Below are 23,997 nucleotides of genomic sequence, written 5' to 3'. Positions count from 1 at the left end.
GACAGTGATTCCAGGGCAAAACTGGAATGTGCGCAAAGCCACCATCGCCGAACCCGACCTGCTGGCGATCTCTCGCGCGCTGGGCGAAACTGGCACCGATGTACAACAGCCCGGCGAGTGCGGTCATTGCCATCGTCAGGGACAGGTAGAGCGCCGGATCGGCGGTCGCCAATCCGAAGGAGTGTCGGCAAATCTTACACCTGAGGCTTGCCCCAGACCGAGGAAGCAACATAAATGCTTGAAAAAAGATGGATACATCAACCTGGCACACCCTTTGCTTAGTATTCTTCAGCCGCGCAATTCCGCGCAGCAAACAACCAATAGAGGACTAACCTATGAAATTTTCTCGCTTGTGCGCGGTAGCCGTAACGTCGGCTGCAGCTGCCTTGGCCACTCCAGCCTCTGCCATTCCGATTGACGTCATCTTCAACGTCGCGGCGCTTGGCGCCTTCACTGCCAATACCGGCGATGTAACGACTGCAGCCACCATTTCTAGCGGTGCTCCGGATTTGGTTGGCGCAATCATAGCGAACAACGTCGGTCTGGTCGCTGGCCAACCGGTGACCCTGTCCGACCCATTGGGAGTGACCATCGGTAGCGTCTTCACGAAAGAGTTCACCACGGCGATGGGAACGTTCCTGGAAACTCTGACGGTGACGGCGCGCACCCCTGGCGCGACCTCGCTGGGCATTCTTGCCGTGGGTACGATCACGCAAACGGTTGGAATCGGTTTCGATCCGACGCCGGTGTACTGGTCCGCCGCGTACACGCAGAACGCTGGCCCAGGCAGCCAGATCAACGGTTCGTTCAACAATTCAACGACGCCGCCTCCCGGCCTTCCTGAGCCTTCGTCGCTTGCTCTGCTTGGCCTCGCCGTGACCGGCCTTGGCATGGCGCGCCGCCGCCGCAACTGACCGGCAGGAATCGACCACCCCCGAGCCCGGAGGCTGACAAGAGGAACTTAGGCAAGTCGGGTTTGCGAGGATGGGCGTCCGTCGGTTGCGGGCGCCCATTTTGGTTTTGCACGTCGCACCGAAGACCGGAGATCCCAACGAATTCTCACCCTAGGCAACGAACCGGCGCAGCCTTCAGCATGGTTGCCGCGCTATCCAGAGTTTGCCGCGTTGGCCCGATTCTTCGAGCAACCACGAGCGAATCGGCACCGTCAGGGCAGAGCCCAGACGTACCCGGAGCACCCGGGCCAGGGTGACCCAGCACGGACTGTTCACAAAGGTCGGACGATTGGCCTTGTGGCTGTGATCGTGCTGGATGCTGATACGGTCCCTCATTAGGCGCCGCGCGCTCACTATCCCATAGCCATGTCAAGTTTTTTTCGCGGCGCCGGAGTGCTCCCGGCATGTGTCGGCGGTCGCGAGTGTCTAAATTTCAGTGATGTTTCATATCCTATCCTCTACAGTCGTTCAGCCGTTCTCGAAAACCGAGAAGTAGTTCCTCGCTTTCTCGCCAGCGCAACTCATAATCCGTTTGCTTCAAACGAAAATCCTGACAGAGCACGAACGACGCCAGTGCGGTTTTCTGCATCGGCATCCGGCCCGCTCGCGGGGATTCGTCCAGTCGAGCCAGCGCCATCACCACTTCCGCAGTCTCAAAGTTTCACGCAAGGAAACCTGATCATGAGGATCCTGGGTATCATCTTCCTTGCCGCCTTCGTGGCGGCTTTCGCCGGCATTGCCGCCAAAGTTCCGCTGATCACGGCTGGCAGCTTTGCCAGGGTGGCGGTCAGCGCCGCAATCATTGCCGCGCTGCCAACGCTGATCTGCTGGGGAATCGCTCAGGTCATCAAGTTCTACCGGAATTGTCGCCTGACCCGCCGGGCGTAAGCCCACATCGTTCGGCAGGATTGGCCATCATCTCGCCCATGCGGATCGGGCGGGCAGGCGCCCAGGCGGGATTGAAGCAGAGCGCGTCTTTCGGGAAGAGCATGACCACCGTCGAGCCGAGCAGGAAGCGTCCCATTTCATCGCCTTTCTTCAGGACGATCTGCGGGTCGTCGTAAAGCCATTCGCGAATTTCGCGGACACGCGGTGGGTTGACCGTGCCGTGCCAGACGGTGGCCATGCTGCCGACGATGGTGGCGCCGACCAGGGTCAGGACGAAGGGGCCAAACTCGGCCTCGAAGACGCAGACGACACGCTCATTGCGGGCGAACAAACCCGGCACGCCACGTGCGGTCGTCGGGTTGACCGAGAACAACTCGCCGGGAACATGGATCATTCGCGTCAGGCGGCCATCGACCGGCATGTGGATGCGGTGATAGTCGCGCGGGCTGAGGTAGAGGGTGGCGAAAGCGCCATTCTCGAAGCGGGCAGCGAGTTGGCGGTTGCCGCCGACGAGGGCAGCGGTCGAGTAGCGATGGCCTTTGGCCTGGAACATCTGGTCGCCTTCGATGCCGCCAAACTGGCTGATCGCGCCGTCGACCGGGCAGAGAAAAGCGGCGTCGGCAAGCGGCCGCGCACCGGCACGCAGCGGCCGGGTGAAGAACTCATTGAAGCTCCGGTAGCTGGCCGGATCGGGATTGGCGGCCTCGCTCAGGTCGACGCCGTAGCGCTGAACAAACCAGCGAATGACATGCGTCGTGAGGCTGCCGGCTGCACGCTCGGCGAGCTTGCCGGCGATTGTGGTCAGTGCCTGTTTGGGAAGAAGGTATTGAAACAGTACGGCGAGACGGTCGGACACGATCGCGGCGCTGAGATTAACGCAGCGAAGCGTTGATCTTCTCAAGCGCGGCCAATCCGGGGCAGAGTTCGGCAGCGCCAAGGGTGTTCAGGGGCGCTTCGACGGTGTCGAGTTGCTGGTGCAGATCACAGGCGTCGCTGTCGAGGTAGAGCAGGCCAGTGACCACCTCGCCACGTGCGGCGTGTTCCTGAACGTAGCTCATCGCCCGGATGCGGTCGCCGGGGTCGTAATCGGCGTGCAGCTTGCGCAGACGCACCACCGAACCGTCGTGCTGGCGTACCTCGGTCACTTCGCCGGCGCCGTACTCGGCGGTGATCTCTTCGCGCTGCGGAAAGAAGTCCAGGCGATTCACCGCCTCGTTGTGCTCGCGCACGTAGTCGTAGCTCTTGGTGCTGCCGCCATGGTTGTTGAAGGCGATGCACGGTGAGAGGATGTCGATCACCGCCGCGCCCTGGTGGGCCAGCGCGGCGCGGATCAGTGGCACGAGTTGGGACTTGTCGCCGGAGAAGCCGCGCGCGACGAAGGTCGCTCCCATGACCAGGGCGAGAGTGACCAGGTCGATCGGTGCGTCGTTGTTGGTCTGCCCCTTCTTGGACTTGGAGCCCTTGTCGGCGGTCGCCGAGAACTGTCCCTTGGTCAGTCCGTAGACACCGTTGTTCTCGACCAGGTAAGTCATGTTGACGCCCCGGCGCATGACGTGCGCAAACTGGCCGAGGCCGATCGACGCCGAGTCGCCGTCACCCGAGACACCAAGGTAGATCAGTTCGCGGTTGGCCAGATAGGCGCCGGTGAGCACCGAGGGCATGCGTCCATGCACGGTGTTGAAACCGTGCGAGTTGCCCAGGAAGTAATCAGGCGTCTTCGACGAGCAACCGATTCCCGAGAGCTTGGCGACGCGGTGCGGCTCGATGTCGAGTTCCCAGCAGGCCTGGATGATGGCGGCCGAGATCGAGTCGTGGCCGCAACCGGCGCAGAGCGTCGAAATCCGGCCTTCGTAGTCGCGGCGGGTGTAGCCGACACGGTTCTTGGCGAGCGAGGGGTGGTGCAGCTTGGGTTTTGCGAGGTAGGTCATCTCAGGCCACCATGTCGTGTCGGAGTGGGCGCACGTTCAGGCGCGAAACGCGCTCGGCGATCTCCTGGGTGATGAAGCGCGCGGTGATCGGCGTGCCGTCGTAGTGCAGTACCGGAATCAGGTTGGCCGGGTTGACTCCGGCCTCGTTGACCAGCAGCGTCGTCAGTTGGCCGTCGAAGTTCTGTTCGAACACGAAGACCTTGGAGTGCGAAGCGATGAAGTCCGCGATCTCGTTCTGGAACGGGAAAGCGCGGATGCGCAGGGCGTTGATGTAGATTCCCTGCTCGGCGAGCGTGTCGAGTGCCTCCTGCATGGCCGGGCCGGTCGAACCGTAGAAGAGGGCGGCAAAGCGTGCCGGGTATCTGGCGGCACAGAGTACCGGCAAGGGTAGCAGCGACTTGGCGGTCTCGAACTTCTGTCGCAGCCGCTGCATGTTGTAGATGTAATCGGCGCCGGCTTCCGAGTAGCCGGCGTAGGCGTTCTTGGTCGTGCCGCGGGTGAAGTAACCACCCTTGGTCGGATGCGTTCCCGGATAGGTACGGTAGGGAATGCCGTCGCCGTCGACGTCGAGGTAGCGACCGAAATCGGCACCGGCGTCGAGCGCCTCGCGGGTCATCACCTTGCCACGGTCATATGACCGGCTGTCGTCCCAGGTAAACGGCCGGCATAGCCGCTGGTTCATGCCGATGTCGAGGTCGCTCATGACGAACACCGGCGTCTGCAGGCGCTCGGCGAGATCGAGCGCCTGCGCCGACATCTCGAAGCACTCGTAGGGATCTTCGGGAAACAGCAGCACGTGCCGGGTGTCGCCGTGCGAGGCGTAAGCGCAGGCGAGCACATCGGCCTGCTGGGTGCGCGTCGGCATGCCGGTGGACGGGCCACCGCGCTGCACGTTGATCAGCACCGCCGGGATCTCGGCGAAATAGGCGAGACCGATGAACTCGCTCATCAGCGAAATGCCGGGGCCGGAAGTTGCGGTGAATGAGCGCGCGCCATTCCAGCCAGCGCCGATGACCATGCCGATCGACGCCAGCTCGTCTTCGGCCTGTACGATCGAATAGCGATGAGCACCAGTTTCCGGATCGACGCGCAGCTTTTGTGCGTAGCGCTGAAAAGCTTCAGCGACCGAAGACGATGGGGTGATCGGATACCATGCGCAGACCGTCGCGCCACCGTAGATGCAGCCGAGCGCGGCGGCATGGTTGCCATCGACGAAAATGCGGTCGCCGACGCAGTCGCGGCGCTCGACCTTGATCGCGATTGGTTTGAGGTGGGTATGCCCGTAGTCGATACCCAGCTTGAGCGCCTGGATGTTGGAGTCGAGCAGCTTTTCCTTGCCTTTGTACTGCTCACCGAAGAGCTTCTCGATCTCGGCCGGGTCGATGTCGAGCAGTGCCGTCAGCGCGCCGACATAGATGATGTTCTTGAACAACTGGCGCTCGCGCGCGTCGCTGTAGGCCTGGTTGCAGATCTCGGTGAGCGGCATGCCGCGGACGTGGATGTCGTCGCGAAATTTCGCGCGCGGCAGCGGTTTCGAGCTGTCGTAGAAGAGATATCCGCCGGGGTCGATTTCCCGGACATCCTGGTCCCAGGTCTGCGGATTCATGGCCACCATCATGTCCACGCCGCCGCGGCGACCGAGATAGCCGTGCTCGGTGACGCGCACTTCGAACCAGGTCGGCAGCCCCTGGATGTTGGAAGGAAAGATGTTGCGTGGCGAGACCGGCACGCCCATGCGCAGGATGGCGCGCGCAAAAAGCTCGTTCGCCGATGCCGACCCCGAGCCGTTGATGTTGGCGAACTTGACGACGAAATCATTGACCGCTTCGATCTTCTGCATGGCTGTTTTCCTTAAGCGCTTGCTGGCTGCATACCGGCACTGCGACAGCCGGCGCCCGCGTATGTCATCTTGAGCAGAAACTTCTGCATGTCCCATGCCCCGGTCGGGCAGCGCTCGGCGCACAGGCCGCAGTGCAGGCAGACATCCTCGTCCTTGACCATCACCCGACCGGTCTTCAGCGTCTCCGACACGTAGAGATCCTGGCTCAGGTTGAGCGCCGGGGCGCGCAGCCGCGGGCGCAGTTCGTTTTCTTCGCCATTGGCGGTGAAGCTGATGCTGTCCATCGGGCAGATATCCATGCAGGCATCGCATTCGATGCACAGCTTCGACGTGAATACCGTCTGGACATCGCAGTTCAGGCAGCGCTGCGCTTCCTTGAAAGCGAGTTGCGGGTCGAAACCCAGTTCGACCTCGATCCTGATGTTTTTGAGTGCAGCGCTGATGTCGCGCAGCGGCACGCGCAGGCGGCGATCAGCCGAGATGGCATTGTCGTAGCGCCAGGCGTGGATGCCCATTTTCTGCGAGATCAGATGGGTCATTGGCGCAGGACGGGCGGCAATGTCCTCGCCGTTCAACAGCCGGTCGATCGAGACTGCCGCTTCGTGGCCGTGCGCGACCGCCCAGATGATGTTTTTCGGGCCGAAAGCGGCGTCGCCCCCAAAGAACACATTCGCAACGGTCGATTGCAGGGTCCGCTCATCGAGTTTGGGCAGTCCCCATCGGTCGAATTCGATGCCGATGTCGCGTTCGATCCAGGGAAAGGCGTTGTCCTGGCCGACGGCGACCAGTACCTCGTCGCATTCGAAGTGCGCGTCGGGTTCGCCGGTCGGTATCAGGCTGCGCCGTCCCTGCTCGTCGAAAACCGCACGTACTTTCTCGAAGGTGACGCCGGTGAGGCGGCCACTGTTGTGGGTAAACGCCTTGGGGACGAGATTGTTGAGGATCGGGATGCCTTCGTGCATCGCGTCTTCCTTTTCCCAGGAACTGGCCTTCATCTGCTCGAAACCCGAGCGGACAATGACCTTGACGTCTTCGCCGCCGAGCCGGCGCGAAGAACGACAGCAGTCCATTGCCGTGTTGCCGCCGCCGAGAACGATCACGCGCTTGCTGATCGAAGTGGTATGCCCGAAGGCAACGCTGGCCAGCCAGTCGATGCCGAGATGGATGTACTTGGCCGCTGCCTTGCGCCCTGGGATATCGAGGTCATGACCGCGGGGTGCCCCGGAGCCGACGAAGACCGCGTCGTAACCTTCGGCGAGCAGGTTTTTCAGAGAATTGACGTACTCGCCGCCGCGGAAGTCGACGCCGAGGCCGAGAACGTAACCCGTTTCCTCGTCGATGATCGCTTCGGGCAACCGGAATTTCGGGATCTGGGTACGCATCATGCCGCCGGCGCGGGCGTCGCCGTCGTAGATTACGACCTGATAACCGAGCGGTGCGAGGTCGCGCGCCACCGTCAGCGAAGCCGGACCGCCGCCGATGCAGGCCACGCGTCGACCGTTCTTCTCTTTGGCCGGTTGCGGCAGCAGTGGCCGGATGTCCTGTTTGTAGTCGGCAGCGACGCGTTTCAGGCGGCAGATCGCAACCGGTTCCTTGCGCTCGCGACCATCGGCCGCTTCGTCCTCGACGCGGCTGCGCCGGCACGCCGGTTCGCAGGGACGGTCGCAGGTGCGTCCAAGGATGCCGGGAAAGACGTTCGACACCCAGTTGACCATATAGGCCTCGCTATAGCGGCCGGCGGCGATCAGGCGGATGTACTCGGGAACGGGGGTGTGGGCAGGGCACGCCCACTGGCAATCAACGACTTTGTGGAAATAGTCGGGTGCGCCGATATCGGTGGGCTTCAAGACGAACGTATCCTTTCATCGGTACGGGTCCGGAGCCACGGCCGCTGGCTCCAAAGATCGTCATACTAGCGCGCCGCTGCAGCGCTGAAAAGGGCTGTGGAGATTGATCGGTGTGATTCTTGCGGATGCACTAACCTTTGTGCAATGATCGACTTCATGTCAGCGATTCTTCGGCATTCGAGAAAGCTGCCGAAACCTGCAATACGCATGCCTTTGTGCTACAGGCGTACCATTGCTGTAAGATGTGTGAACCTCAGTGTTCCGGGAGTATCGAGCATGGTCCGCAAGTTCTGTTTGTCGTTCTTCGCCGTATGTTTTTCGTTCCTGGTTCGCGCCGAGGTGGTCGATATCGACAATGCCGAGCTGGCGCGGCTGGTTGCTGCAGGGGTGCCGCTGATCGACATCCGCACTGCCGGTGAATGGCAGGAAACCGGAGTCGTCGCCGGCAGCAAGTTGCTGACCTATTTCGACGAGCGCGGTCGCTCCAATCCGCCAGTCTGGCTGCAGAAAGTGCAGGAAGTGGCCAGGCCGGACCAGCCGCTCATCGTCATCTGTCGAAGTGGCAACCGTACCAGGGCAGCCAGCCAGTTTCTCTCGGAGCAGGCGGGTTACCGGACGGTGTACACCGTGAAAGGCGGCATTCGTGCCTGGGAGAAGGAAGGTCGTTCGCTGACGCCGGCGACGAGCACAGTCGCCGCCTGTGCGGCCGGGGCCGGCACGCGCTGCTGACGGCGCTGCGCGGCGGGCGAGTTCAGGGAGTCAGAGAAGGCTCTCCCCGAGCAGTGCTGCATACACCTCCAGGTCTCGCCGCGAGAAGCAGCAGAAGAATACTTCCTGGATGGGTCCGCCTGCGGGTAGCGAAGAACGCACTGTCGACACCGCGATCGTCGCCGCCTGTTCGATCGGGTAGCCATAGATGCCGGTGCTGATGCTCGGGAAGGCCATGGTCATCACGCCCTGGGCAGTGGCAAGTTCGACCGATCGCCGATAACACGCAGCCAGCAACTCGGCTTCGCCACTGCTGCCGCCATGCCAGACCGGACCAACGGTATGGATGATGTAGCGGGCGGGCAGGCGAAAGCCCTGGGTGAGCCTGGCGTCGCCAGTCGGGCAGCCGCCGAGCAGACGACAGGCCTGTCGTAATTCGGGACCAGCGGCGCGGTGGATGGCGCCGTCCACGCCGCCGCCGCCAAGCAGCGACGAGTTGGCGGCGTTCACGATCGCATCCACCGCGAGCGTGGTGATGTCGGCTTGCAGGGCTTGCAACAGGGCTGGCATGGTCAGAGGATCTCGAAGGCTTTCTGATCAACAACAGGAAAGCAAGTATGCCCAGCATTCTGCGAGCAGGCAAGCAATGAGCCTACTCAATCGGCATCCGCGTGAGCTGTGTAAAATACGCACCCCGGCGCACTCTACTGGCCTGGCCTGGCGCGTGCGACACAGGCGCATGCATTCACCCAGCGGAAATGACCATGAAACTACACGAGCAATTGAATCTCCTGACGGTGGACGAGCTGAAGCAGAGACGCGACCTGACGCCCACTGGCGACCGCTCGACGCGCAAGGCGGAGATCATCGAGGCGCTCGCCCAGTATCTTCTGGCCGGCGATCTGAGCAGCGTCTGGCAGCGCCTGTCCGCACTGGACATCGACGCCATCGCCGAGGCGGTCCACCACTGGGGAGGGCGCTTCGACCCGGTGCGCTTCCGGCTCCGGTACGGCAAGATCCCCGAGTACTTCGGGCGGCGCAGCTATTCCTGGGGCACGTTAAAGGTCGAACAACCCAGCGTCCTCAAGCTCTTCTTCTACCAGGGCGAGATCCCCGAGGATCTGCTGCCGCGTCTGGCCGGGCTGGCACCGCGGCCTGCCGAGCTGGCGATCACCACCCTGAGCGACGAGGAACTGCCGACCACCGTTGCGTCGAATGGGGCGGCCGGCGCATCCGAGCCGCTGCGCCTCGTCGCCACCGAGGCGCTGGTGCGAAATGACCTGCCGGCGGTGCTGCGGCTGATCGGGCAGGGCGGCATCGCGGTCGGCCCGAAGACCGGTCTGCCGAGCAGTGCCGCAGTGGCGAAACTGGAGTCGATCCTGCTCGGCGGCGACTGGTACCAGCCGGAAGACGACCTGGGTAGCCAGCGCTGGGCTGGCGGGGCGATCCGTCCGATTCGCCCCTTTGCCTGGCCGCTGCTGCTGCAGGTCGCTGGGCTGGCAAAGCTGGACGGCAGCAAGCTGGCACTGACCGCCCGCGGCAGCAAGGCGCTGTCGCAGTCGCTCGAAACGGTCGTCTCGCATCTGTTCGAGCGCTGGCAGGCGAAGGGGGCGCCGGACGAACTGCGCCGCGTGGACCTGATCAAGGGCCAGACCAGCCGATCGGCACAGCTCAGTGCCCTGGCCGATCGCCGTACGGTGATCGCTGAGGCCCTCAAGGATTGCTGTCCCGTCGGTCGCTGGATCTCCCTCGACGAGTTTTTCCGCCAGATGCGGTTTCGCAACCACGACTTCGAGGTCACTTACAATGCCTGGGCCCTGTACTTTTCCGACCCGAACTACGGCAGCCTGGGCACCGAGGGCTTCGGGGGGTTCGAGATCCTGCAGGCGCGCTACATCCTCGTCTATCTCTTCGAGTATCTGGCGACGCTCGGCCTGCTCGACGTCGCCTACACCAGCCCCTACCACGCCAGACCCGACTACAGCGAGGCCTGGGGAACCGACGACTTCCTGTTCCTGAGCCGTTACGATGGCCTGCGCTACGTTCGCCTCAATGCCCTCGGTGCTTTTTGCCTCGGATTGACCCCGGACTACCGACCGACTGTCGAGAAGAAGCCGCCGCTACTGGCCACCGGGGCCGACCTCGGTCTGACCCTGCTGCGCGATCCGGAGCCTGCGGAGCGGCTGCTCCTCGAGCGAATCGCCCAGCATTTGTCTGCCGATCGCTGGCGACTCGACCCGGATGCCCTGCTACGAGAGAGTGCCGATGCCAACGAGCGCGGGCGCATCCGCGACTTCCTAGATGCTGCGACCGTTGGCGAACTGCCGGCGGAGTTTTGCCAATTGCTGGAGAGCGTCGGCGAGCGTGCCACCGCTCTCGTCGACGCCGGGTCGGCGCGCCTGATCCGCTGCAAGGACGCCGCCATTGCCGCGCTGCTCGCCTCCGACCCGAGCACCGCGCCGCACTGTATGCGTGCCGGCGACCGCCTGGTCTGTGTTCCCGATCCGAAGCTCGCGGCCTTCCGCAAGGGACTCGCCAGGCTCGGCCTGGTGCTTCCCGAGACCCCCATTGGCTGAGCTGCATGCGCGCTACGAGCGTCTGAGTCCCGACGAGCAACGCATCCTGCGGGTGTTGTCGGTGGTCTGCGAATCGGTCGGGCAGACCGTGCTGCAGCAGATCCTCGACGCCCTCGCCTGGCATGACCGGGCTGGCACCCCACTGAGTCGCCTGCTGAACAAGACCCTGCGCGAGCGGCTGTGCAGCGACGGCTTGATCGATCTACCGAAGGGCGCTCTGTTCTGTCGTCCCGACCTGCGCGAAACCCTGACCCGCGAGACCGTCGCCGACGGAACCTTCGCGACGATCGTCGAAGCCGCAGAGCGCTGCTTCCCGACGCCGCTGCGCAACTCCTGGGAGCAGCCGAGCGAGATGCGCCGCTTGCGGGTGTTGCGCAACGCGCTCTACGCCGGGCGCGAAGACGAGGTCTTGCAAGGGCTCGGGATCGGCCCAGCCGCATCGCTGGCCCGGGTTCCCTATCACCAGGTTCGACAATTGGCCGAGGTCTGCCTGTCCCAGCCGGACCCGGAATGGATCGCCGGCCTGGATCCCCGTCTCCAGATCCTGGCCCTCGCCCCGCTGTTGCACCAGGCGGCTCTGGAACTGGTTCCACAGCCGGATCACTACGTGCTGATGGAACGTCTGCTGACTCCTTTGGCCGCAACCCGCCCGGACGTTGCCGACGCCCTGGCCGAGCAACACCTGCTGCGCGGCCGCCTGGATGCGGTGCCGGCGCTGCTGGCTGGCCAGAGCGACCCCGAGGCGCTGGCCCTGCAAGGCTGGCTACACTTTTTGCAGGGCGATTACACACAGACCATTGAGAGGATCGAGGCCGCCGAGCTGTCGGCGCGCAAGCTGAGCCGCAAGCGCAACGTCTATACGCCGGGCATCGCCGGTGCCCTCTATCTCATCGCCCTGCTGCACCGCGGCGGCAAGGCCGATTACGAACGGATGCAGCGGCAGGTGACCCTCTGTCTGCGGGCCAGCGTGACCGACCCCCTCGAGCAAGGGTTCCGGGTGCTCGGCGACCTGGCCGCGGTGCTGGCCGGCCAACGCCAATTGACCGACGCCGTCTGGCTGCAGTCCAGCCTGAGCGTGCGCGGCGCATTTCCAAAACTACTCCGCTTCCTGGCACTGCACTGGCTTGGCGAGCGCCCGGCAGCGGACGCGCTGCAAGTCCTGGCGACCTGTGCCGAGCAGGCGGCGCAGGCCGGGATCGACTGGTATGCACACGAGGCCGTTGCCCTGCTGGTGGCCTTCGGCTTCGAGGGCGCGACCCCGACCCTTGCGGCACTTGGCGATCCGCCCGCCGGCGTGGTCCGGATGACCGATCTGCTGGCCCCCAGGGCAGCCTGGGAGATCGCCCTCGATGCGCTCAAGGGGCTCGGCAGCCAGGCGGCCGATCCCGGCAGCGTTGCGCCCGAGACCGCCGATCTGCGCATGGCCTGGGTATTCGAATTGCACCAGAACGACGCCCTGCTCGAACCTCGCGAGCAGAAGCGCAGCAAGCGTGGCGGCTGGAGCCAGGGCCGGCCGGTGGCGCTGCAGCGGCTCGCCGAGACCCCCGAAGATTTCCCCTACCTGACGCCCCAGGATCGCGAGATTTGCGCCTGCATCGTCCGCGAGCAGGAAGCGAGCTGGCACGGCGGCTACGCGCGGACCGTTTATCGGATCGATACCGAGCGCGCCCTGCTGGCCGCCGTCGGTCACCCCCTGGTCGTCCGCGACGCGACCACAGATACCCCGGTCGAACTGGTGCGCGCGCTGCCGACGCTGGCGGCGGTGCGCCGTAGCAAGGACTTTCTGGTCAGCATCGAGCCCTTCCCGGCCGAGGACCGGTCGCTGTTGCCGGTCGAGGAGACCCCGCAGTGCATCCGGCTGGTGCAGTTCGATGTCCGGCACCGGGAGATCGCCCGCATTCTCGGCCCGAAGGGCCTCAGCGTCCCCAAGGGTGCCGAGCCGCGCTTGCTCGAAGGGCTCACTGCGGTAGCGCCGCTGCTGACCGTCCATTCCGACATCGGCGGCGGCACCGGCGTCGCCGAGACGATCGTCGCCGACCCGCGCCCGCACCTGCACCTGAACGCTTTCGATGGCGGCCTCGGCCTCGAGTGCTATGTGCACCCCGCTGGTGACGCCGGCCCGCAGTTCCGACCGGGGCAGGGTGGTGCGACCCTGTTCAGCGAGCGCGACGGTCGCGCCCTGCGCTGCCCCCGTGACCTCCGAAGCGAGCTGGCTGCGGCCCGCGCGGTGATCCGTCAATGCCCGGCACTCGCCGGCAACGACGGCTGGAGCTGGCATCTCGACGACCTCGAGCAGGCCCTGAGCGCACTCGAAGAGCTCCATGGCCTCGGTGATGCGGTCGTGCTCGACTGGCCGCAGGGCAAGCGCATCGGCCTTGGCAAGGAAACCCAGCTCAGCCAGATGCGCGTCACCCTCCGGCAGCAGGCCGACTGGCTGGCGATCAATGGCGAGCTGACCCTCGACGACGGGCGCGTGCTGGCGATGCGCGAGCTGCTCGACCGCGCGGCCGCCGCCCAGGGCCGCTTTGTCCGCCTCGGCGAAAACGATTATCTGATCCTCAGCCAGGCCCTGCGCCGGCGCCTCGACAAGCTGCGCGGACTGGTGGCCGACGACGGCTGCTTCCACCCCTTCGCGGCGCCGGCCATCGACGAGATCATCGATGGCATGGCAGTCGAGGCCGATCCGGCGTGGCGGGCGCTGCTCGACCGGCTGGCTGCGCTGCAGGCCCTCGAACCGCCACTCCCTTCGACGCTGCAGGCCGAGCTGCGCGACTACCAGGCCGAGGGCTACCGCTGGCTCGCCCGCCTTGCCCACTGGGGCGCCGGCGCCTGTCTCGCCGACGACATGGGGCTGGGCAAGACGGTCGAGGCGCTGGCACTGATCGTGTCGCGGGCCGCTGCAGGTCCGACGCTAGTGCTGGCGCCGATGTCGGTCTGCGGCAACTGGATCGACGAAGCGCAGCGCTTCGCCCCGACGCTCAAGCCGCTGCGTTTCGGCGGCGCCGACCGCGCCGCGCTGCTCGAACAGGCCGGCCCCTTCGACCTCATCGTCTGCAGCTACGGCCTTCTGCAGAGCGAGGGCGAACGCCTCGCCGAGGTGCAGTGGCAGACCATCGTCGCCGACGAAGCGCAGGCCTTCAAGAACGCGCTCACCAAACGCTCGCAGGCGATGATGCGCCTGCGTGGCGTATTTCGCATGATCACCACCGGCACGCCGATCGAGAACCACCTCGGCGAGCTGTGGAACCTCTTCCGCTTCATCAATCCCGGCCTGCTCGGCTCGCTGGAGACCTTCAACCGACGCTTCGCGATTCCCATCGAGCAGGCCAAGGATGCAAGCGCCCGGCAGCGGCTGCGCCAATTGTTGCGACCCTTCATTCTGCGCCGCCTGAAGAGCGAGGTCTTGAGCGAGCTGCCCGCGCGCACCGAGATTACCCTGCAGATCGAGCTCAGCAGCGGCGAGAGGGCGCTCTACGAAGCCCTGCGCCGGCAGGCCATCGAACGCCTAGAAGAGGCCCCGGAGGATCACCCCGGCCAGCAGCGCATGCAGCTCCTCGCCGAGATCATGCGTCTGCGCCGTGCCTGCTGTCATCCGCGGCTCGCGCTTCCCGACAGCGAGCTGCCAAGTGCCAAGCTCGAGGCCTTCGCCGAGATCGTCGACGAACTGCTCGACAACCGCCACAAGGCGCTGGTCTTCAGTCAGTTCGTCGATCACCTCAAGCTCATCCGCGACCACCTCGATGCCCACGGCATCCGCTACCAGTATCTCGACGGCTCGACCGCCGAGGCGCAGCGCCGCGCCGCGGTCGCCGCTTTCCAGGCCGGCGAGGGAGAATTGTTCCTGATCAGCCTGCGCGCCGGCGGCGCCGGGCTGAACCTGACCGCCGCCGACTACGTCATCCACATGGACCCCTGGTGGAACCCCGCCGTCGAAGACCAGGCCTCCGACCGCGCCCACCGCATCGGCCAGGAGCGCCCGGTCACCATCTACCGCCTGGTCGCCCAGGACACCATCGAAGAGCGCATCCTGCAGCTGCACGCCGGCAAGCGCGACTTGGCCGACGGGCTGCTCGCCGGCACCGAAGACGGCGGGCGGCTGAGCTACGCGGATATGCTGGCGCTGGTGCTGGGGCGCGGCGCAGGCGAGTGAGACGCGGCGCTTGGCTGGGCGGGGTTGGGCCGGTACGCTTGCCCTCGGCTTGAGTTCGGGAGAAATTGCTGGGGCAAGGCTGGGAAATGGGAATCGCGCCCACAGCGCGCCGGCTATACAATCAAGTCTGTTAATCTGCAGGTCGCGTCAGCGACTCACGAATCCTGTACTGAGATTGGTCGTACGCTTCGGCTGCGGAGTCGTCAGCGCTTGCGCTGGCGAACCGTTAACCGTTATCCACGGCTTGATCGTTTGTTGATTGAGGAGGAACATCGATGTCCCTTTACGTCAAGCGTATTTCCATCTTCGCTGCCATCGGTGGCCTGCTCGCAACGACTGCTTGCAATTACAATTCACCGTACGACAGCCCTTACCGCGGCTACTCCAACGATGGCTACTGGGCAGCCGATCGCGACTCGGCGTACGAGCGCGGTTACCGTGATGCCGAACGTTCAAGCTACAACCAGAATTACAGGTCGCATGACTACGAGAAAGGCTATGAGCGTGGCAAGAAGGAGGCCAAGAAGGAGGCCAAGGAGCAGTATCGAAACCGCGACGCCTACCGCCAACCCAAGGCTTACGATCCGCCAGGGAGTTACGTGCCACCGAGCGGTCACATCCCAAAGAGCCCCTACAACGGCCCACCCATTGCTCCCCAGCCCGGCTGGGGGCCAGGGGGTGGTTTGAACGACGGCTGACTTCAGCCAAACGGTCATGACTTTGCAAGACACCCCCGATGATGAAAGTCATGACCGTTTCCCCTCTCCCCCAACCCCTCCCCCCGCGAGGGGGAGGGGAGATTCGAGAGTCGCTCGCGACTTTCATAGTAACAGGGGTCACGGACACCGCCGAAAAATTGTCTTGTGTTTTCCCTTCGCGTCTTCTACCCTTTAAGATGTGTTGATTAGCTGTCTTCTTGGGTCGGGAACGTAACGCATCGGTTGTGTTGAGGCCTGAACTTTTCGAGCCGGTTCAGCCGGTAATTTCCCAAGCGGCTTGATTACGAAAGGAGATCATTGATGTCTGCGATGCGGAGCTTCGTCCTGGTGACGGCTGTTTGTGGGGCAATGGCTTCTCCCTGTCTGGCGGAGTCCCCGAAAACAGACCCCCTGCCCGGGGTGCAGTCCCTGGTGGAACGTCACAACAAGGCGTTTGACGCGCAGGATCTCGAGGGCGTGATGGCGACCTATTCCTCGTCGCCCGGTGCCGTCCTGTTGGGTACCGGTGCTGGCGAAGCCTATCTGGGCGGGGAAGGGATCTCTGCTGCCTACGCTCAGTTCTTTACCAAGTTCAAGCCGAACAGCATCAGCTTCAGCAACCAGTGGATTTCAACCGGTGCGAGCGGTAACATCGCCTGGTTTGCGATGACCACCACGATGAAAGCCCCCGTCGACCAGGAAACGCGGGAACGCGCCTTCAACATGTCCGGAACCTTGCAAAAGGAGAAAGGCCAGTGGCGTTTTGTCAGCGTGCACTTTTCCCGGCTGGGTGCCGAGTAGCGAGTAGCAGAGCCGGCGAAAGCATCTGAGTGAAGCGCATGAGGCCATCGAACCGATCCGCATGGTACTTTGCCTCTGGTTTGAGACCAGTTCTACGGGGCCATGGCCGGATTTTTGCGAGCAGGAAACCGAGGTTGAACATGAACGACGACATGAAATCACAGCAGGGAACTGACGACAATACAGCCGATGACACGACGTTGATGGGGCGGAGGGACTTCCTCCGCAGTCTCGACAAGTGGTCCAAGGTCGTCATCGGCAGCGCCCTCTTCGGTGGGGCAATGTTGAAACTGGGTGCTGTGCCGGACGCCGAGGCGGGCGCCTGGGCCAACCGCGCGGGCGGAGGCGGTGCCTGGGCCAACCGTGCGGGCGGTGGTGGTGCCTGGGCCAATCGTGGCGGCGCCTGGGCCAACCGTGGCGGCACTTGGGTCAATGGCGGCGGTTCCTGGGTCAACCGCTTCTAGCCGCCCACTCTTTTCCCCTTCTCGTACTGCCTGACGCGGGAAGCGGGATGGTATGGGCATGCGTCGGTGTCCGCGTGTCAGCACGGGAAGAAGACGTCCTCGGTCGATCAACGGCGATATCCTTGGTAGTCCGCGAAAGTACGCTTCTTGACTGATTCCCTCTTGTACAACGTCCCGCTTGCCTTGGTCGATGCCTATCGGGGACGTCATCTCGTGGTTCGTTCCCGGGATCCGGACCTGATCGGCGCAGCACTCTCGACGAAGGACCGCGACGACCTCGCCTATGTGCAGATCCTTGGCCTGAGTGCGCCGGTGGACGGCCTGTTGCGCTGGGAATGCGGGACTCCTCTCGATCTGGTGGTGGAAAAGCCGACCGAAGAGTTACCGCTACTCTACAAGTACTCGCCCTTGCTGAGCGATCGACCGGTTCGGGTTTCGGTGCCTTTTGCGCCGGGGTTCGGCAAGGTGGTGAGGCTGGCGATATCGCTCGATTTCGCAGTGAAGCTCGAAGGATCTCAGCCAGCGCATTCCCTCGCCGAAGAGTTGCTTGGCGTGGCCAGCGATTACCTTTACCGGCCGAGTGTCTCGGTGCCCGTCGAGTTCGTCCACAGCCTCTTCCTGGCTTTTTTTTCGCCAGGAGCCAGTGAGCCTCTGGGCCGTGCAGGAGGAAGATCCGCGCCGGATCCGCTACGTAACCGACCAGAACGAAGAGATCGTCGGCAAGCGATTCATCGGCATGGCGCCGCCATCCGATTTCAACGAATTTGTCAGCGGGCAGATTGCCGGGTTGATCACGGAAGGGGGGGAATGCCGAGGATGCGAATTCGTCGATAGCTGCTCCGGCTATTTCAAATGGCCCGCTAGGAATTATCGCTGCGACACCGTCAAGGCCCTCTTCCGGACGCTCGCCGAGGCAGCAAGGGAGTTGCGGAGCGATCTCGCTGCCTGCCCGCCGAACGGGACAGGAGTCGCGTGAAGCCTCCTTTTTCCCTCATCCTGCTGCCCACGCTGCGTTGTAACGCCGATTGCGAGTACTGCTTCGAGACCCGAACCGAAGATCGACTCACCCTGAATCAACTTGCCGTCGTGCTCCGGAAGGTCCTTGACCACATGCAGGACCGGCAGATCGACACCTTGTCCATCTACTGGCAGGGCGGTGAGGTGATGACCCAGCCACCCGAATGGTTCGAGCGCGCCCATGAACTCGTCCAGGAGATCGCGACCGCACGGGAAAAGCGAATAGGCAATTACCTGCAGACCAACATGATTGGTTACGGCCCGAAATGGAAACCGGTCATCACGGAAATGTTCGGCAACAGCCTGGGGACTTCGATGGATTTCCCCAATCTCCACCGCCGCGTCAAGGGCGGCACGCCGCAACAGTATCAGGATCTGTGGGAGAGAAAGGTTCTCGAGGCCAGGGAAGCCGGCATCGAGATTGGCGTCATCGCGATACCCAATGCCGGGACCGTCGAAGCCGGAGCGGAGGCCTTCTATTCGTATTTCGTCGACCGTCTGGGAATCCGGGATTTTCAGGTCAATACGCCCTTCCCGGGAGGCACGTCGAAAGCGGTGAAGTGTGCTCATCCTCTGGAAACGGAAGACTTCAGCCGCTTTCTACTGGATCTGGCCGATATCTGGGAGAGACGAGGCAGGGACGCAGGTGTACGAATCGGACCCTTCGACAAGCTGCTCGCCTACTTCGAGCAGGGCACGAAAGACCTGCTCTGCATCTGGCGCGAGAACTGCGCAAACGAATTCGTCTGTATCGATCCCCGTGGGCACGTAGCCCAATGCGACTGCTGGGTCAGCAGTTATCCCGAGTATCGCTTTGGCAACATTCTTGATCCGGTCAGCCTCTCGGACCTGCTGCGACGGAGCGATGCACGCCGGGAGTTCCAGATGAGACCCGGTTCCCTGATAAAAACCGAAGAGTGCCTGGATTGTGACTACCTCGCCATCTGCCACGGCGGATGCCCGGTGAGAGCCTACAGCGTTCACGGCGACATCCTCACGAAAGATCCCTATTGTGACCTGTACAAGAAGATCTTCGCCCGTATGGAAGCAATGTCGAGATTTCCTATCTTTCTTCGTAATGCGAGACGTCGTTGAACAAGTGCAAGCGGGCGTGTACCTCGCTCATGAAGTCGAGAATGTTCAGCGCTGCCGGGCTTTGCTCCAGGCGGTCGCGATAGCCCCGCATGTCGAAGCCCAGCAGGCTGCTGATCAGGAGTCGGTTGGTTCCCTTGTGGGATACCAACAGAACCGTGCAGTGGCGATGCCGCTCGACTATCCTGCGCATTACGGGCAATGCGCGGTTGAGCACATTGACGCCGGATTCTCCATGCAGGGGCGCGATGGCGAACGGATCCTCCTGCCAGATGGCGTACTCGGCCTGGAACGTACTCTCGACCTCGGATCGACGTAGCCCCTCCCAGTGGCCATAATCGATTTCGCGCAGCCCGGGCTCGGCTATCGGCTCCAGACCGTGGGGAATCGCCAAGGTGTGCGCGGTCTCCATGGTGCGTCGTAACGGACTGGCGTAAACGGCATCCAGCTTCTCTCGTTTCAGCCGCTCCGCCAGGCATGCCGCCTGTCTGCGACCTTCGTCGGAGAGAGGCACATCGGAGGAACCGGCGAATCGGTCTTCGGCGGTGAGATCGGTGGCGCCGTGGCGCACTAGGTAGATTCTGGTAGGCATTGGTTGGCCAGTATTCGTTTTCCCGTCCTTTCATCTCGGATGGTTTGATTCGTAGTGTAACGCGAATGGGCAGCTGCCACCGCTTGGGCGATGACCGAATCAACTTCGCCTTCCTCGTTGAAAGAAGCTTGCAGGTCTTGCAGGCGACCGTCTTCCAGGCCATAGATCCAGGCATGCAACATCAGTGGCTGGTGACGCTTCCAGGCGTCGCCGACCAGCGTGGTGCGGGCAACATTGCGCACCTGCTCGATCACGTTTAGTTCGCACAGGGCGCGCCAGCGCGTCGTGGTGTCCGGCTGCGCCGCCAGGAAATCCATGTGCCGATCGCGCACATCCTGGATGTGGCGCAACCAATTATCGATCAATCCCAGGGAGGGCCCTTCCAGAGCCGCCCGGACACCGCCGCAGCCGTAGTGACCGCAAACGATGATGTGGCGGACTTTGAGCACATCGATGGCGTACTGCATCACCGACAGGCAGTTGAGGTCCGTATGCACCACGACGTTGGCGATATTTCGATGCACGAACACTTCGCCCGGCTTCAGGCCGGTGATCTGATTCGCCGGCACCCGGCTGTCCGAACACCCTATCCACAGGTAGTCAGGGTCCTGCAAGCCGGCCAGGCCGGCAAAGAAATTGGGGTCAGCTGCTCGCATGTCCTCAGCCCAGCGGGTATTGGCGGCAAACAGTTCAGGCAGATATTTCATACTGGAGTCTTTCCATGAGTGGACGCATGCTTGTGGCGACGTGCCGGACACCGAACGCCGCGCCACGATACGGCGAACGAAGAATGAGCGCAACTGCCTGTCGGCAATCCGACCGGCAACGCTGGTCCGGGCAGCGCCCTCGGCAGCAGATTGCCCGCGGGCGCGGCCAGCATGGTCAACGACGACGGTTCAATTGGTCTCGTGCGCCAGTTCCCATTTCTCGGGCGAACGCCACAGCCGCGAGCGCAGCAGTTCGCGTTCGAAGATGAACTCCTTGGGCAGGCGGTCAAAGAACAGCTCGAACTGCTCTTCGTGGGCATGCGCCTCGGCCGAGCCTGCTTTGCGGCCGACCGACATCAGGTCATAGAAGGTATCGCTAGGATAGTCGAGACCGTCCCATGCAATGTCTTCGTGGCGCGGCATCCAGCCCATCGGGCTTTCGATGCCGAAGCCGCGGCCGTGCACACGATCGACAATCCATTTCAATACGCGCATGTTTTCACCGAAGCCCGGCCAAAGGAACTTGCCGTCGTCCCCCTTGCGGAACCAGTTGACGCGGAAGATGCGCGGCGGATTAGGTACTTGGCGACCGACGTTCAGCCAGTGACTGAAATAGTCCGCCATGTTGTAGCCGCAGAACGGCAGCATCGCCATGGGGTCTCGACGCATCGCCGCCTGGCCGATCGCCGCGGCTGTCGCTTCGGAACCCATGGTGGCGGCCAGATACACGCCGTGACTCCAGTTGAAGGCCTGGAACACCAGCGGCATGTCCTTGCTCATTCTGCCGCCGAAGACGAAAGCGCTGATCGGTACGCCGTCCGGATTTTCCCAATCCGCGTCGATGCTCGGGCACTGGCTCGCCGGCGCCGTGAAGCGCGCGTTGGGATGCGCTGCCACGCGGCCGCAGCCGGGAGTCCAATCCTCGCCCTTCCAGTCGATGGCGTGCGCCGGCGGCGGACCGTCCATGCCTTCCCACCAGACGTCGCCGTCGTCGGTCAGCGCAGCGTTGGTGACGATACAGTTCGTCTGTATGGTCAACATTGCGTTGGGGTTGGAACTCCTGTTGGTACCAGGAGCAACGCCGAAGAAACCGGCTTCGGGATTGATCGCCCGCAGCCTCCCGTCCGGTGCCTTCTTGATCCAGGCAATGTCGTCGCCCACCGTGGTGACCTTCCAGCCCTCGAAGCCCTTGGGCGGAACCAGCATCGCCAGATTGGTCTTGCCGCAGGCACTGGGGAAAGCGGCGGCGAGATAGGTCTTTTCACCCTGCGGCGATTCGAGACCCATGATCAGCATGTGTTCGGCGAGCCAGCCCTCATCGCGGGCCATTACGGAGGCGATGCGCAATGCCAGGCACTTCTTGCCCAGGAGTGCATTGCCGCCATAACCCGAGCCGTAGGACCAGATCTCGTAGGTTTCCGGGTAATGCACGATGTACTTGCGACTGATGTCCGCCTCGCACGGCCACGGGACGTCCTTTTGACCGGGCGCGAGCGGAGCGCCGACGGAGTGAACGCAGGGGATGAAAAAGCCGTCGCTGCCGAGTACGTCGAGCACGGCACGGCCCATCCGGGTCATGATTCCCATGTTTACCACGACATAGGGGCTATCGGTGATTTCAATGCCGATCTTGGCGATCGGCGAGCCCAGCGGACCCATGCTGAAAGGGATCACGTACATCGTTCGTCCGCGCATACAAGCGTCGAACAGGCCATTCAAGGTGGCGCGCATTTCTGCCGGCGGCGCCCAATTATTGGTTGGACCGGCATCCTCCTTGTTGATGGAGCAAATGAAGGTGCGGTCTTCAACCCTTCCGACGTCGGAAGGGTGCGAGCGTGCAAGGTAGGAATTCGCCCGCTTTTCGGGATTGAGGCGAATGAATGTTCCGCCTTCTACCATGAGGTTGCACAAACGATCGTATTCAGCCTTCGAGCCATCACACCAGACAACCTGCTCCGGCTTGCACAGCGCCTGCACCTCCTCGACCCAGGCGATCAGTTTCGGGTTGGTGGTCGGAACATTGGCGGATTTCGTTGCGTTGTTCATGTTTCTCCTTTGTCTCGGGTAGTGGTATCAGCTTGCAGGACGCGTCGAAAATACCTCACCGCCCGCTATCAGCAAACGGGGTATATCGACGGTATGGAAATACTGTTGGCAGAAAAATATTACTATGCTAGCCTACTTGAAGTCAACTTACCATAAGCAAGCTTACTAATCGTTTGGTGTCATCAATCAAGACTACTATCCGGAGCACCATAGCAAGTACAATCCGGCGGAGCGTTGCTGGCGAATCCTGGAAAAGTACTGCAACGGGGCCAAGCTGACCGATGGCCAAACGATGTTGGGGTGGGCCAAGAGCCTGACCCGGAAAGGCGTTCATCCCGTCGTCGAACTGAGCCACACGGTCTGTGCAAAAGGAGTCACCGTGGCCAAGGATGGCATGCAAGCTGTCGAGTCCCGACTGGAACGAAGCCGCTTCTAGCCAAGTGGGACATCTTGATCCGACCGGCCTGCACGTTATGAATATTCGTAGAAATCACCTTGATCTGAGGAAAACGCCTGCGCCGAACACAGCACCGTCGTACCGGCAGCCAAGGGCCATTCCTTAGATCGTCACTGAGGCCGCATCCATGATCATCGATGATTTCCAACGGGGCCCGGGCTTCCTCCTGACCGAATCCGCGCGACTGCTGCGCAAACTGATCGACCGACGATTGCAGCCACTGGGCTTGTCGCGTGCGCAATGGTCGATACTGGCGATCCTGTCGAATCAGGAGGGGCTTTCCCAGTCGCAAATATCGGCCAAGCTCGAGATCGAGAAATCCACCGCCGGCCGCCTGATCGATCAGGTCGAGAGAAGCGGCTGGATCGAGCGGCGTCGAATTCCTGGCGACCGGCGCGTATGGGGCATCTACTTGACCGACCAAGCACGGCAATTGCTCGTTCAGGTCGAGACTGTCATTCTCCGTAGCCGCACGGAAATGCTGCACAGCCTGTCACCGGAACAACAACAGTACTTGTCCGAGATCCTGCAAACCGTAAAGTCGAGTCTCTCAGCAGCCCTTGAACTTGATCGGTCGGAACTTCACACGCGGAAATCCGAAGACACAATCGGCTGAGTTCCTGCTGCGGGAGCCGAGAACCAGCTGTGCTTCGGTGGCTGCCGCTGCCCGCTGCTGGTCTCGAATGGGGTTCTTCGATCCGAGCAATTCGCTGATTTTTTCGAGAAACGTCCTGGCGGGGGCCAACCAGGGTTTGAGCTTCTTGGGCGCTGTTGCCAATGCCGGCGAGAAGATCGCCCGGGTCCGGCTGACCTCCGGCGCGAACACCATCACGTCCAACGGTATTCTGGGCAACCCGTCCGACGATGTCGTCGTGATGGACGACTTCCTTTATGCCGAACCGACTGCCGTTCCGGAGCCGTCGAGTCTGGCGCTGGCCGGTCTGGGCCTGCTTTGCGGCCTGGGGTGGATTCGGCGTCGCCGGCCGGAGGCCTGACTCAACAACTGCACCTTGCTTCAGCAAGCGAATAGGGGCGGCATGGCAAAGTGCTGTGAGGATTGGGCGGTTACCTGCCGTTGCGGCTGTCCCGGCGTCAAGCACACAGTGGCCGCCCCACGCTGCTTCACTTCACCCGCTCCAGGCGCGAGCGCGCCTCACGACCCACCGATCCATCGACGACCGTGCCGTGCGCAGTAGCACCGGCCTCGTGTCTGAGCTATAGTCAATGCCCGCA

At 62.9% G+C, this 23,997-nt stretch carries 22 protein-coding genes and 1 pseudogene; 13 read left to right on the top strand and 10 right to left on the bottom strand.

From position 1 onward, the window contains the following. Positions 1-386: 386 nt before the first annotated feature. Positions 387-914, top strand: coding sequence for a PEP-CTERM sorting domain-containing protein (locus tag E4Q08_RS12415; protein WP_248594871.1), 528 nt, complete (start codon positions 387-389; stop codon positions 912-914). A 183-nt stretch (positions 915-1,097) separates the two neighbouring features. Here the strand turns inward: E4Q08_RS12415 and E4Q08_RS26385 are convergent. Next, positions 1,098-1,277, bottom strand: a pseudogene (locus E4Q08_RS26385) (IS701 family transposase); the annotation flags it as partial. Positions 1,278-1,404: 127 nt separating this feature from the next. Further along, the gene (locus E4Q08_RS12410; protein ID WP_169070609.1) at positions 1,405-1,590 is read right to left on the bottom strand and encodes a hypothetical protein; all 186 of its coding nucleotides are present in this window, start codon (positions 1,588-1,590) and stop codon (positions 1,405-1,407) included. 44 nt (positions 1,591-1,634) lie between these two features. On the opposite strand from E4Q08_RS12410, the gene E4Q08_RS12405 reads away from it, so the two are divergent. Next, complete coding sequence (locus tag E4Q08_RS12405; RefSeq protein ID WP_034909888.1) at positions 1,635-1,841, top strand: hypothetical protein; 207 nt, start codon at positions 1,635-1,637, stop codon at positions 1,839-1,841. On the opposite strand, the gene asd is transcribed toward E4Q08_RS12405, so the two are convergent. Genes asd through E4Q08_RS12385 form a run of 4 tightly spaced genes read right to left on the bottom strand, consistent with a single transcriptional unit; the run spans position 1,801 to position 7,456 of the window. Beyond that, a complete protein-coding gene (gene asd, locus E4Q08_RS12400; protein ID WP_169070608.1) occupies positions 1,801-2,697 on the bottom strand; it encodes an archaetidylserine decarboxylase in 897 nt (298 codons plus the stop codon). The genes E4Q08_RS12405 and asd overlap by 41 nt on opposite strands. 16 nt (positions 2,698-2,713) lie before the next feature. Further along, positions 2,714-3,769, bottom strand: a complete 1,056-nt coding sequence (locus tag E4Q08_RS12395) for a 2-oxoacid:ferredoxin oxidoreductase subunit beta (RefSeq protein WP_169070607.1) — start codon at positions 3,767-3,769, stop codon at positions 2,714-2,716. A 1-nt stretch (position 3,770) separates the two neighbouring features. Then, entirely contained in the window at positions 3,771-5,609 is a 1,839-nt protein-coding gene (locus tag E4Q08_RS12390) for a 2-oxoacid:acceptor oxidoreductase subunit alpha (protein WP_169070606.1), read from the bottom strand. A gap of 11 nt (positions 5,610-5,620) precedes the next feature. Further along, on the bottom strand, positions 5,621-7,456 hold the full coding sequence (locus tag E4Q08_RS12385; RefSeq protein ID WP_169070605.1) for an FAD-dependent oxidoreductase: 1,836 nt from the start codon (positions 7,454-7,456) through the stop codon (positions 5,621-5,623). 276 nt (positions 7,457-7,732) lie between these two features. Between E4Q08_RS12385 and E4Q08_RS12380 the strand changes: the two genes are divergently transcribed. Next, positions 7,733-8,185, top strand: a complete 453-nt coding sequence (locus tag E4Q08_RS12380) for a rhodanese-like domain-containing protein (protein WP_169070604.1) — start codon at positions 7,733-7,735, stop codon at positions 8,183-8,185. 30 nt (positions 8,186-8,215) lie between these two features. Here the strand turns inward: E4Q08_RS12380 and E4Q08_RS12375 are convergent, their stop codons facing one another. After that, positions 8,216-8,734 (bottom strand): O-acetyl-ADP-ribose deacetylase, encoded by a 519-nt coding sequence (locus E4Q08_RS12375; protein WP_169070603.1) that lies wholly within the window; start codon positions 8,732-8,734, stop codon positions 8,216-8,218. 194 nt (positions 8,735-8,928) lie between these two features. On the opposite strand from E4Q08_RS12375, the gene E4Q08_RS12370 reads away from it, so the two are divergent. The 7 genes from E4Q08_RS12370 to E4Q08_RS12340 all read left to right on the top strand — a co-directional run bounded on the left by E4Q08_RS12370 (position 8,929) and on the right by E4Q08_RS12340 (position 18,965). Beyond that, positions 8,929-10,740, top strand: coding sequence for a hypothetical protein (locus tag E4Q08_RS12370; RefSeq protein WP_169070602.1), 1,812 nt, complete (start codon positions 8,929-8,931; stop codon positions 10,738-10,740). Continuing rightward, a complete protein-coding gene (locus E4Q08_RS12365) occupies positions 10,733-14,890 on the top strand; it encodes a DEAD/DEAH box helicase (protein ID WP_169070601.1) in 4,158 nt (1,385 codons plus the stop codon). The genes E4Q08_RS12370 and E4Q08_RS12365 overlap by 8 nt, the downstream gene beginning before the upstream one ends. Positions 14,891-15,165: 275 nt before the next feature. Continuing rightward, positions 15,166-15,588 carry a hypothetical protein gene (locus E4Q08_RS12360; protein WP_169070600.1) on the top strand — a complete coding sequence of 141 codons (423 nt, stop codon included), beginning with the start codon at positions 15,166-15,168 and terminating at the stop codon, positions 15,586-15,588. 321 nt (positions 15,589-15,909) lie between these two features. Continuing rightward, the gene (locus E4Q08_RS12355) at positions 15,910-16,389 is read left to right on the top strand and encodes a nuclear transport factor 2 family protein (protein WP_169070599.1); all 480 of its coding nucleotides are present in this window, start codon (positions 15,910-15,912) and stop codon (positions 16,387-16,389) included. 134 nt (positions 16,390-16,523) lie between these two features. Next, the gene (locus tag E4Q08_RS12350) at positions 16,524-16,853 is read left to right on the top strand and encodes a hypothetical protein (RefSeq protein ID WP_372703656.1); all 330 of its coding nucleotides are present in this window, start codon (positions 16,524-16,526) and stop codon (positions 16,851-16,853) included. A 147-nt stretch (positions 16,854-17,000) separates the two neighbouring features. Then, positions 17,001-17,687: a hypothetical protein gene (locus E4Q08_RS12345; RefSeq protein WP_169070598.1), complete on the top strand. Its 687-nt coding sequence runs from the start codon at positions 17,001-17,003 to the stop codon at positions 17,685-17,687. 138 nt (positions 17,688-17,825) lie between these two features. Next, positions 17,826-18,965, top strand: coding sequence for a radical SAM protein (locus tag E4Q08_RS12340; protein WP_169070597.1), 1,140 nt, complete (start codon positions 17,826-17,828; stop codon positions 18,963-18,965). Here the strand turns inward: E4Q08_RS12340 and E4Q08_RS12335 are convergent. From E4Q08_RS12335 to E4Q08_RS12325, 3 genes are all read right to left on the bottom strand, one after another. Continuing rightward, positions 18,934-19,554, bottom strand: coding sequence for a histidine phosphatase family protein (locus E4Q08_RS12335; RefSeq protein WP_169070596.1), 621 nt, complete (start codon positions 19,552-19,554; stop codon positions 18,934-18,936). The genes E4Q08_RS12340 and E4Q08_RS12335 overlap by 32 nt on opposite strands. Further along, complete coding sequence (can, locus tag E4Q08_RS12330) at positions 19,533-20,261, bottom strand: carbonate dehydratase (protein WP_248594880.1); 729 nt, start codon at positions 20,259-20,261, stop codon at positions 19,533-19,535. Before can ends, E4Q08_RS12335 begins: the two co-directional genes overlap by 22 nt. A 189-nt stretch (positions 20,262-20,450) precedes the next feature. After that, positions 20,451-22,307, bottom strand: a complete 1,857-nt coding sequence (locus tag E4Q08_RS12325) for a phosphoenolpyruvate carboxykinase (GTP) (RefSeq protein WP_169070595.1) — start codon at positions 22,305-22,307, stop codon at positions 20,451-20,453. Between the two features lie 181 nt (positions 22,308-22,488). Here E4Q08_RS12325 and E4Q08_RS12320 point away from each other — a divergent pair, with 181 nt between their 5' ends. The 3 genes from E4Q08_RS12320 (at position 22,489) to E4Q08_RS12310 (ending at position 23,759) form a co-directional block, all read left to right on the top strand. Continuing rightward, positions 22,489-22,743 carry an ISAzo13-like element transposase-related protein gene (locus tag E4Q08_RS12320; RefSeq protein ID WP_169070637.1) on the top strand — a complete coding sequence of 85 codons (255 nt, stop codon included), beginning with the start codon at positions 22,489-22,491 and terminating at the stop codon, positions 22,741-22,743. 148 nt (positions 22,744-22,891) lie between these two features. Continuing rightward, positions 22,892-23,380: a MarR family winged helix-turn-helix transcriptional regulator gene (locus E4Q08_RS12315; RefSeq protein ID WP_034909790.1), complete on the top strand. Its 489-nt coding sequence runs from the start codon at positions 22,892-22,894 to the stop codon at positions 23,378-23,380. A gap of 67 nt (positions 23,381-23,447) precedes the next feature. Then, entirely contained in the window at positions 23,448-23,759 is a 312-nt protein-coding gene (locus tag E4Q08_RS12310) for a PEP-CTERM sorting domain-containing protein (RefSeq protein WP_169070594.1), read from the top strand. The last annotated feature ends 238 nt before the right edge of the window (positions 23,760-23,997 follow it).

This window comes from Candidatus Accumulibacter contiguus (assembly GCF_012940005.1).
GTDB classification, from domain to species: domain Bacteria; phylum Pseudomonadota; class Gammaproteobacteria; order Burkholderiales; family Rhodocyclaceae; genus Accumulibacter; species Accumulibacter contiguus.
Note: the sequence above shows the minus strand (reverse complement) of the source record. Positions and strands in the feature narration are given on the sequence as shown.

Excerpts from the sequence above, each read along its gene's own strand:
- E4Q08_RS12410 (WP_169070609.1), bottom strand. The coding sequence starts at position 1,590 with ATGGCGCTGGCTCGACTGGACGAATCCCCGCGAGCGGGCCGGATGCCG.
- E4Q08_RS12405 (WP_034909888.1), top strand. The coding sequence starts at position 1,635 with ATGAGGATCCTGGGTATCATCTTCCTTGCCGCCTTCGTGGCGGCTTTC.
- E4Q08_RS12395 (WP_169070607.1), bottom strand. The coding sequence starts at position 3,769 with ATGACCTACCTCGCAAAACCCAAGCTGCACCACCCCTCGCTCGCCAAG.
- E4Q08_RS12390 (WP_169070606.1), bottom strand. The coding sequence starts at position 5,609 with ATGCAGAAGATCGAAGCGGTCAATGATTTCGTCGTCAAGTTCGCCAAC.
- E4Q08_RS12380 (WP_169070604.1), top strand. The coding sequence starts at position 7,733 with ATGGTCCGCAAGTTCTGTTTGTCGTTCTTCGCCGTATGTTTTTCGTTC.
- E4Q08_RS12375 (WP_169070603.1), bottom strand. The coding sequence starts at position 8,734 with ATGCCAGCCCTGTTGCAAGCCCTGCAAGCCGACATCACCACGCTCGCG.
- E4Q08_RS12370 (WP_169070602.1), top strand. The coding sequence starts at position 8,929 with ATGAAACTACACGAGCAATTGAATCTCCTGACGGTGGACGAGCTGAAG.
- E4Q08_RS12360 (WP_169070600.1), top strand. The coding sequence starts at position 15,166 with ATGTCCCTTTACGTCAAGCGTATTTCCATCTTCGCTGCCATCGGTGGC.
- E4Q08_RS12355 (WP_169070599.1), top strand. The coding sequence starts at position 15,910 with ATGTCTGCGATGCGGAGCTTCGTCCTGGTGACGGCTGTTTGTGGGGCA.
- E4Q08_RS12335 (WP_169070596.1), bottom strand. The coding sequence starts at position 19,554 with ATGCCTACCAGAATCTACCTAGTGCGCCACGGCGCCACCGATCTCACC.
- can (WP_248594880.1), bottom strand. The coding sequence starts at position 20,261 with ATGAAATATCTGCCTGAACTGTTTGCCGCCAATACCCGCTGGGCTGAG.
- E4Q08_RS12325 (WP_169070595.1), bottom strand. The coding sequence starts at position 22,307 with ATGAACAACGCAACGAAATCCGCCAATGTTCCGACCACCAACCCGAAA.
- E4Q08_RS12315 (WP_034909790.1), top strand. The coding sequence starts at position 22,892 with ATGATCATCGATGATTTCCAACGGGGCCCGGGCTTCCTCCTGACCGAA.
- E4Q08_RS12310 (WP_169070594.1), top strand. The coding sequence starts at position 23,448 with ATGGGGTTCTTCGATCCGAGCAATTCGCTGATTTTTTCGAGAAACGTC.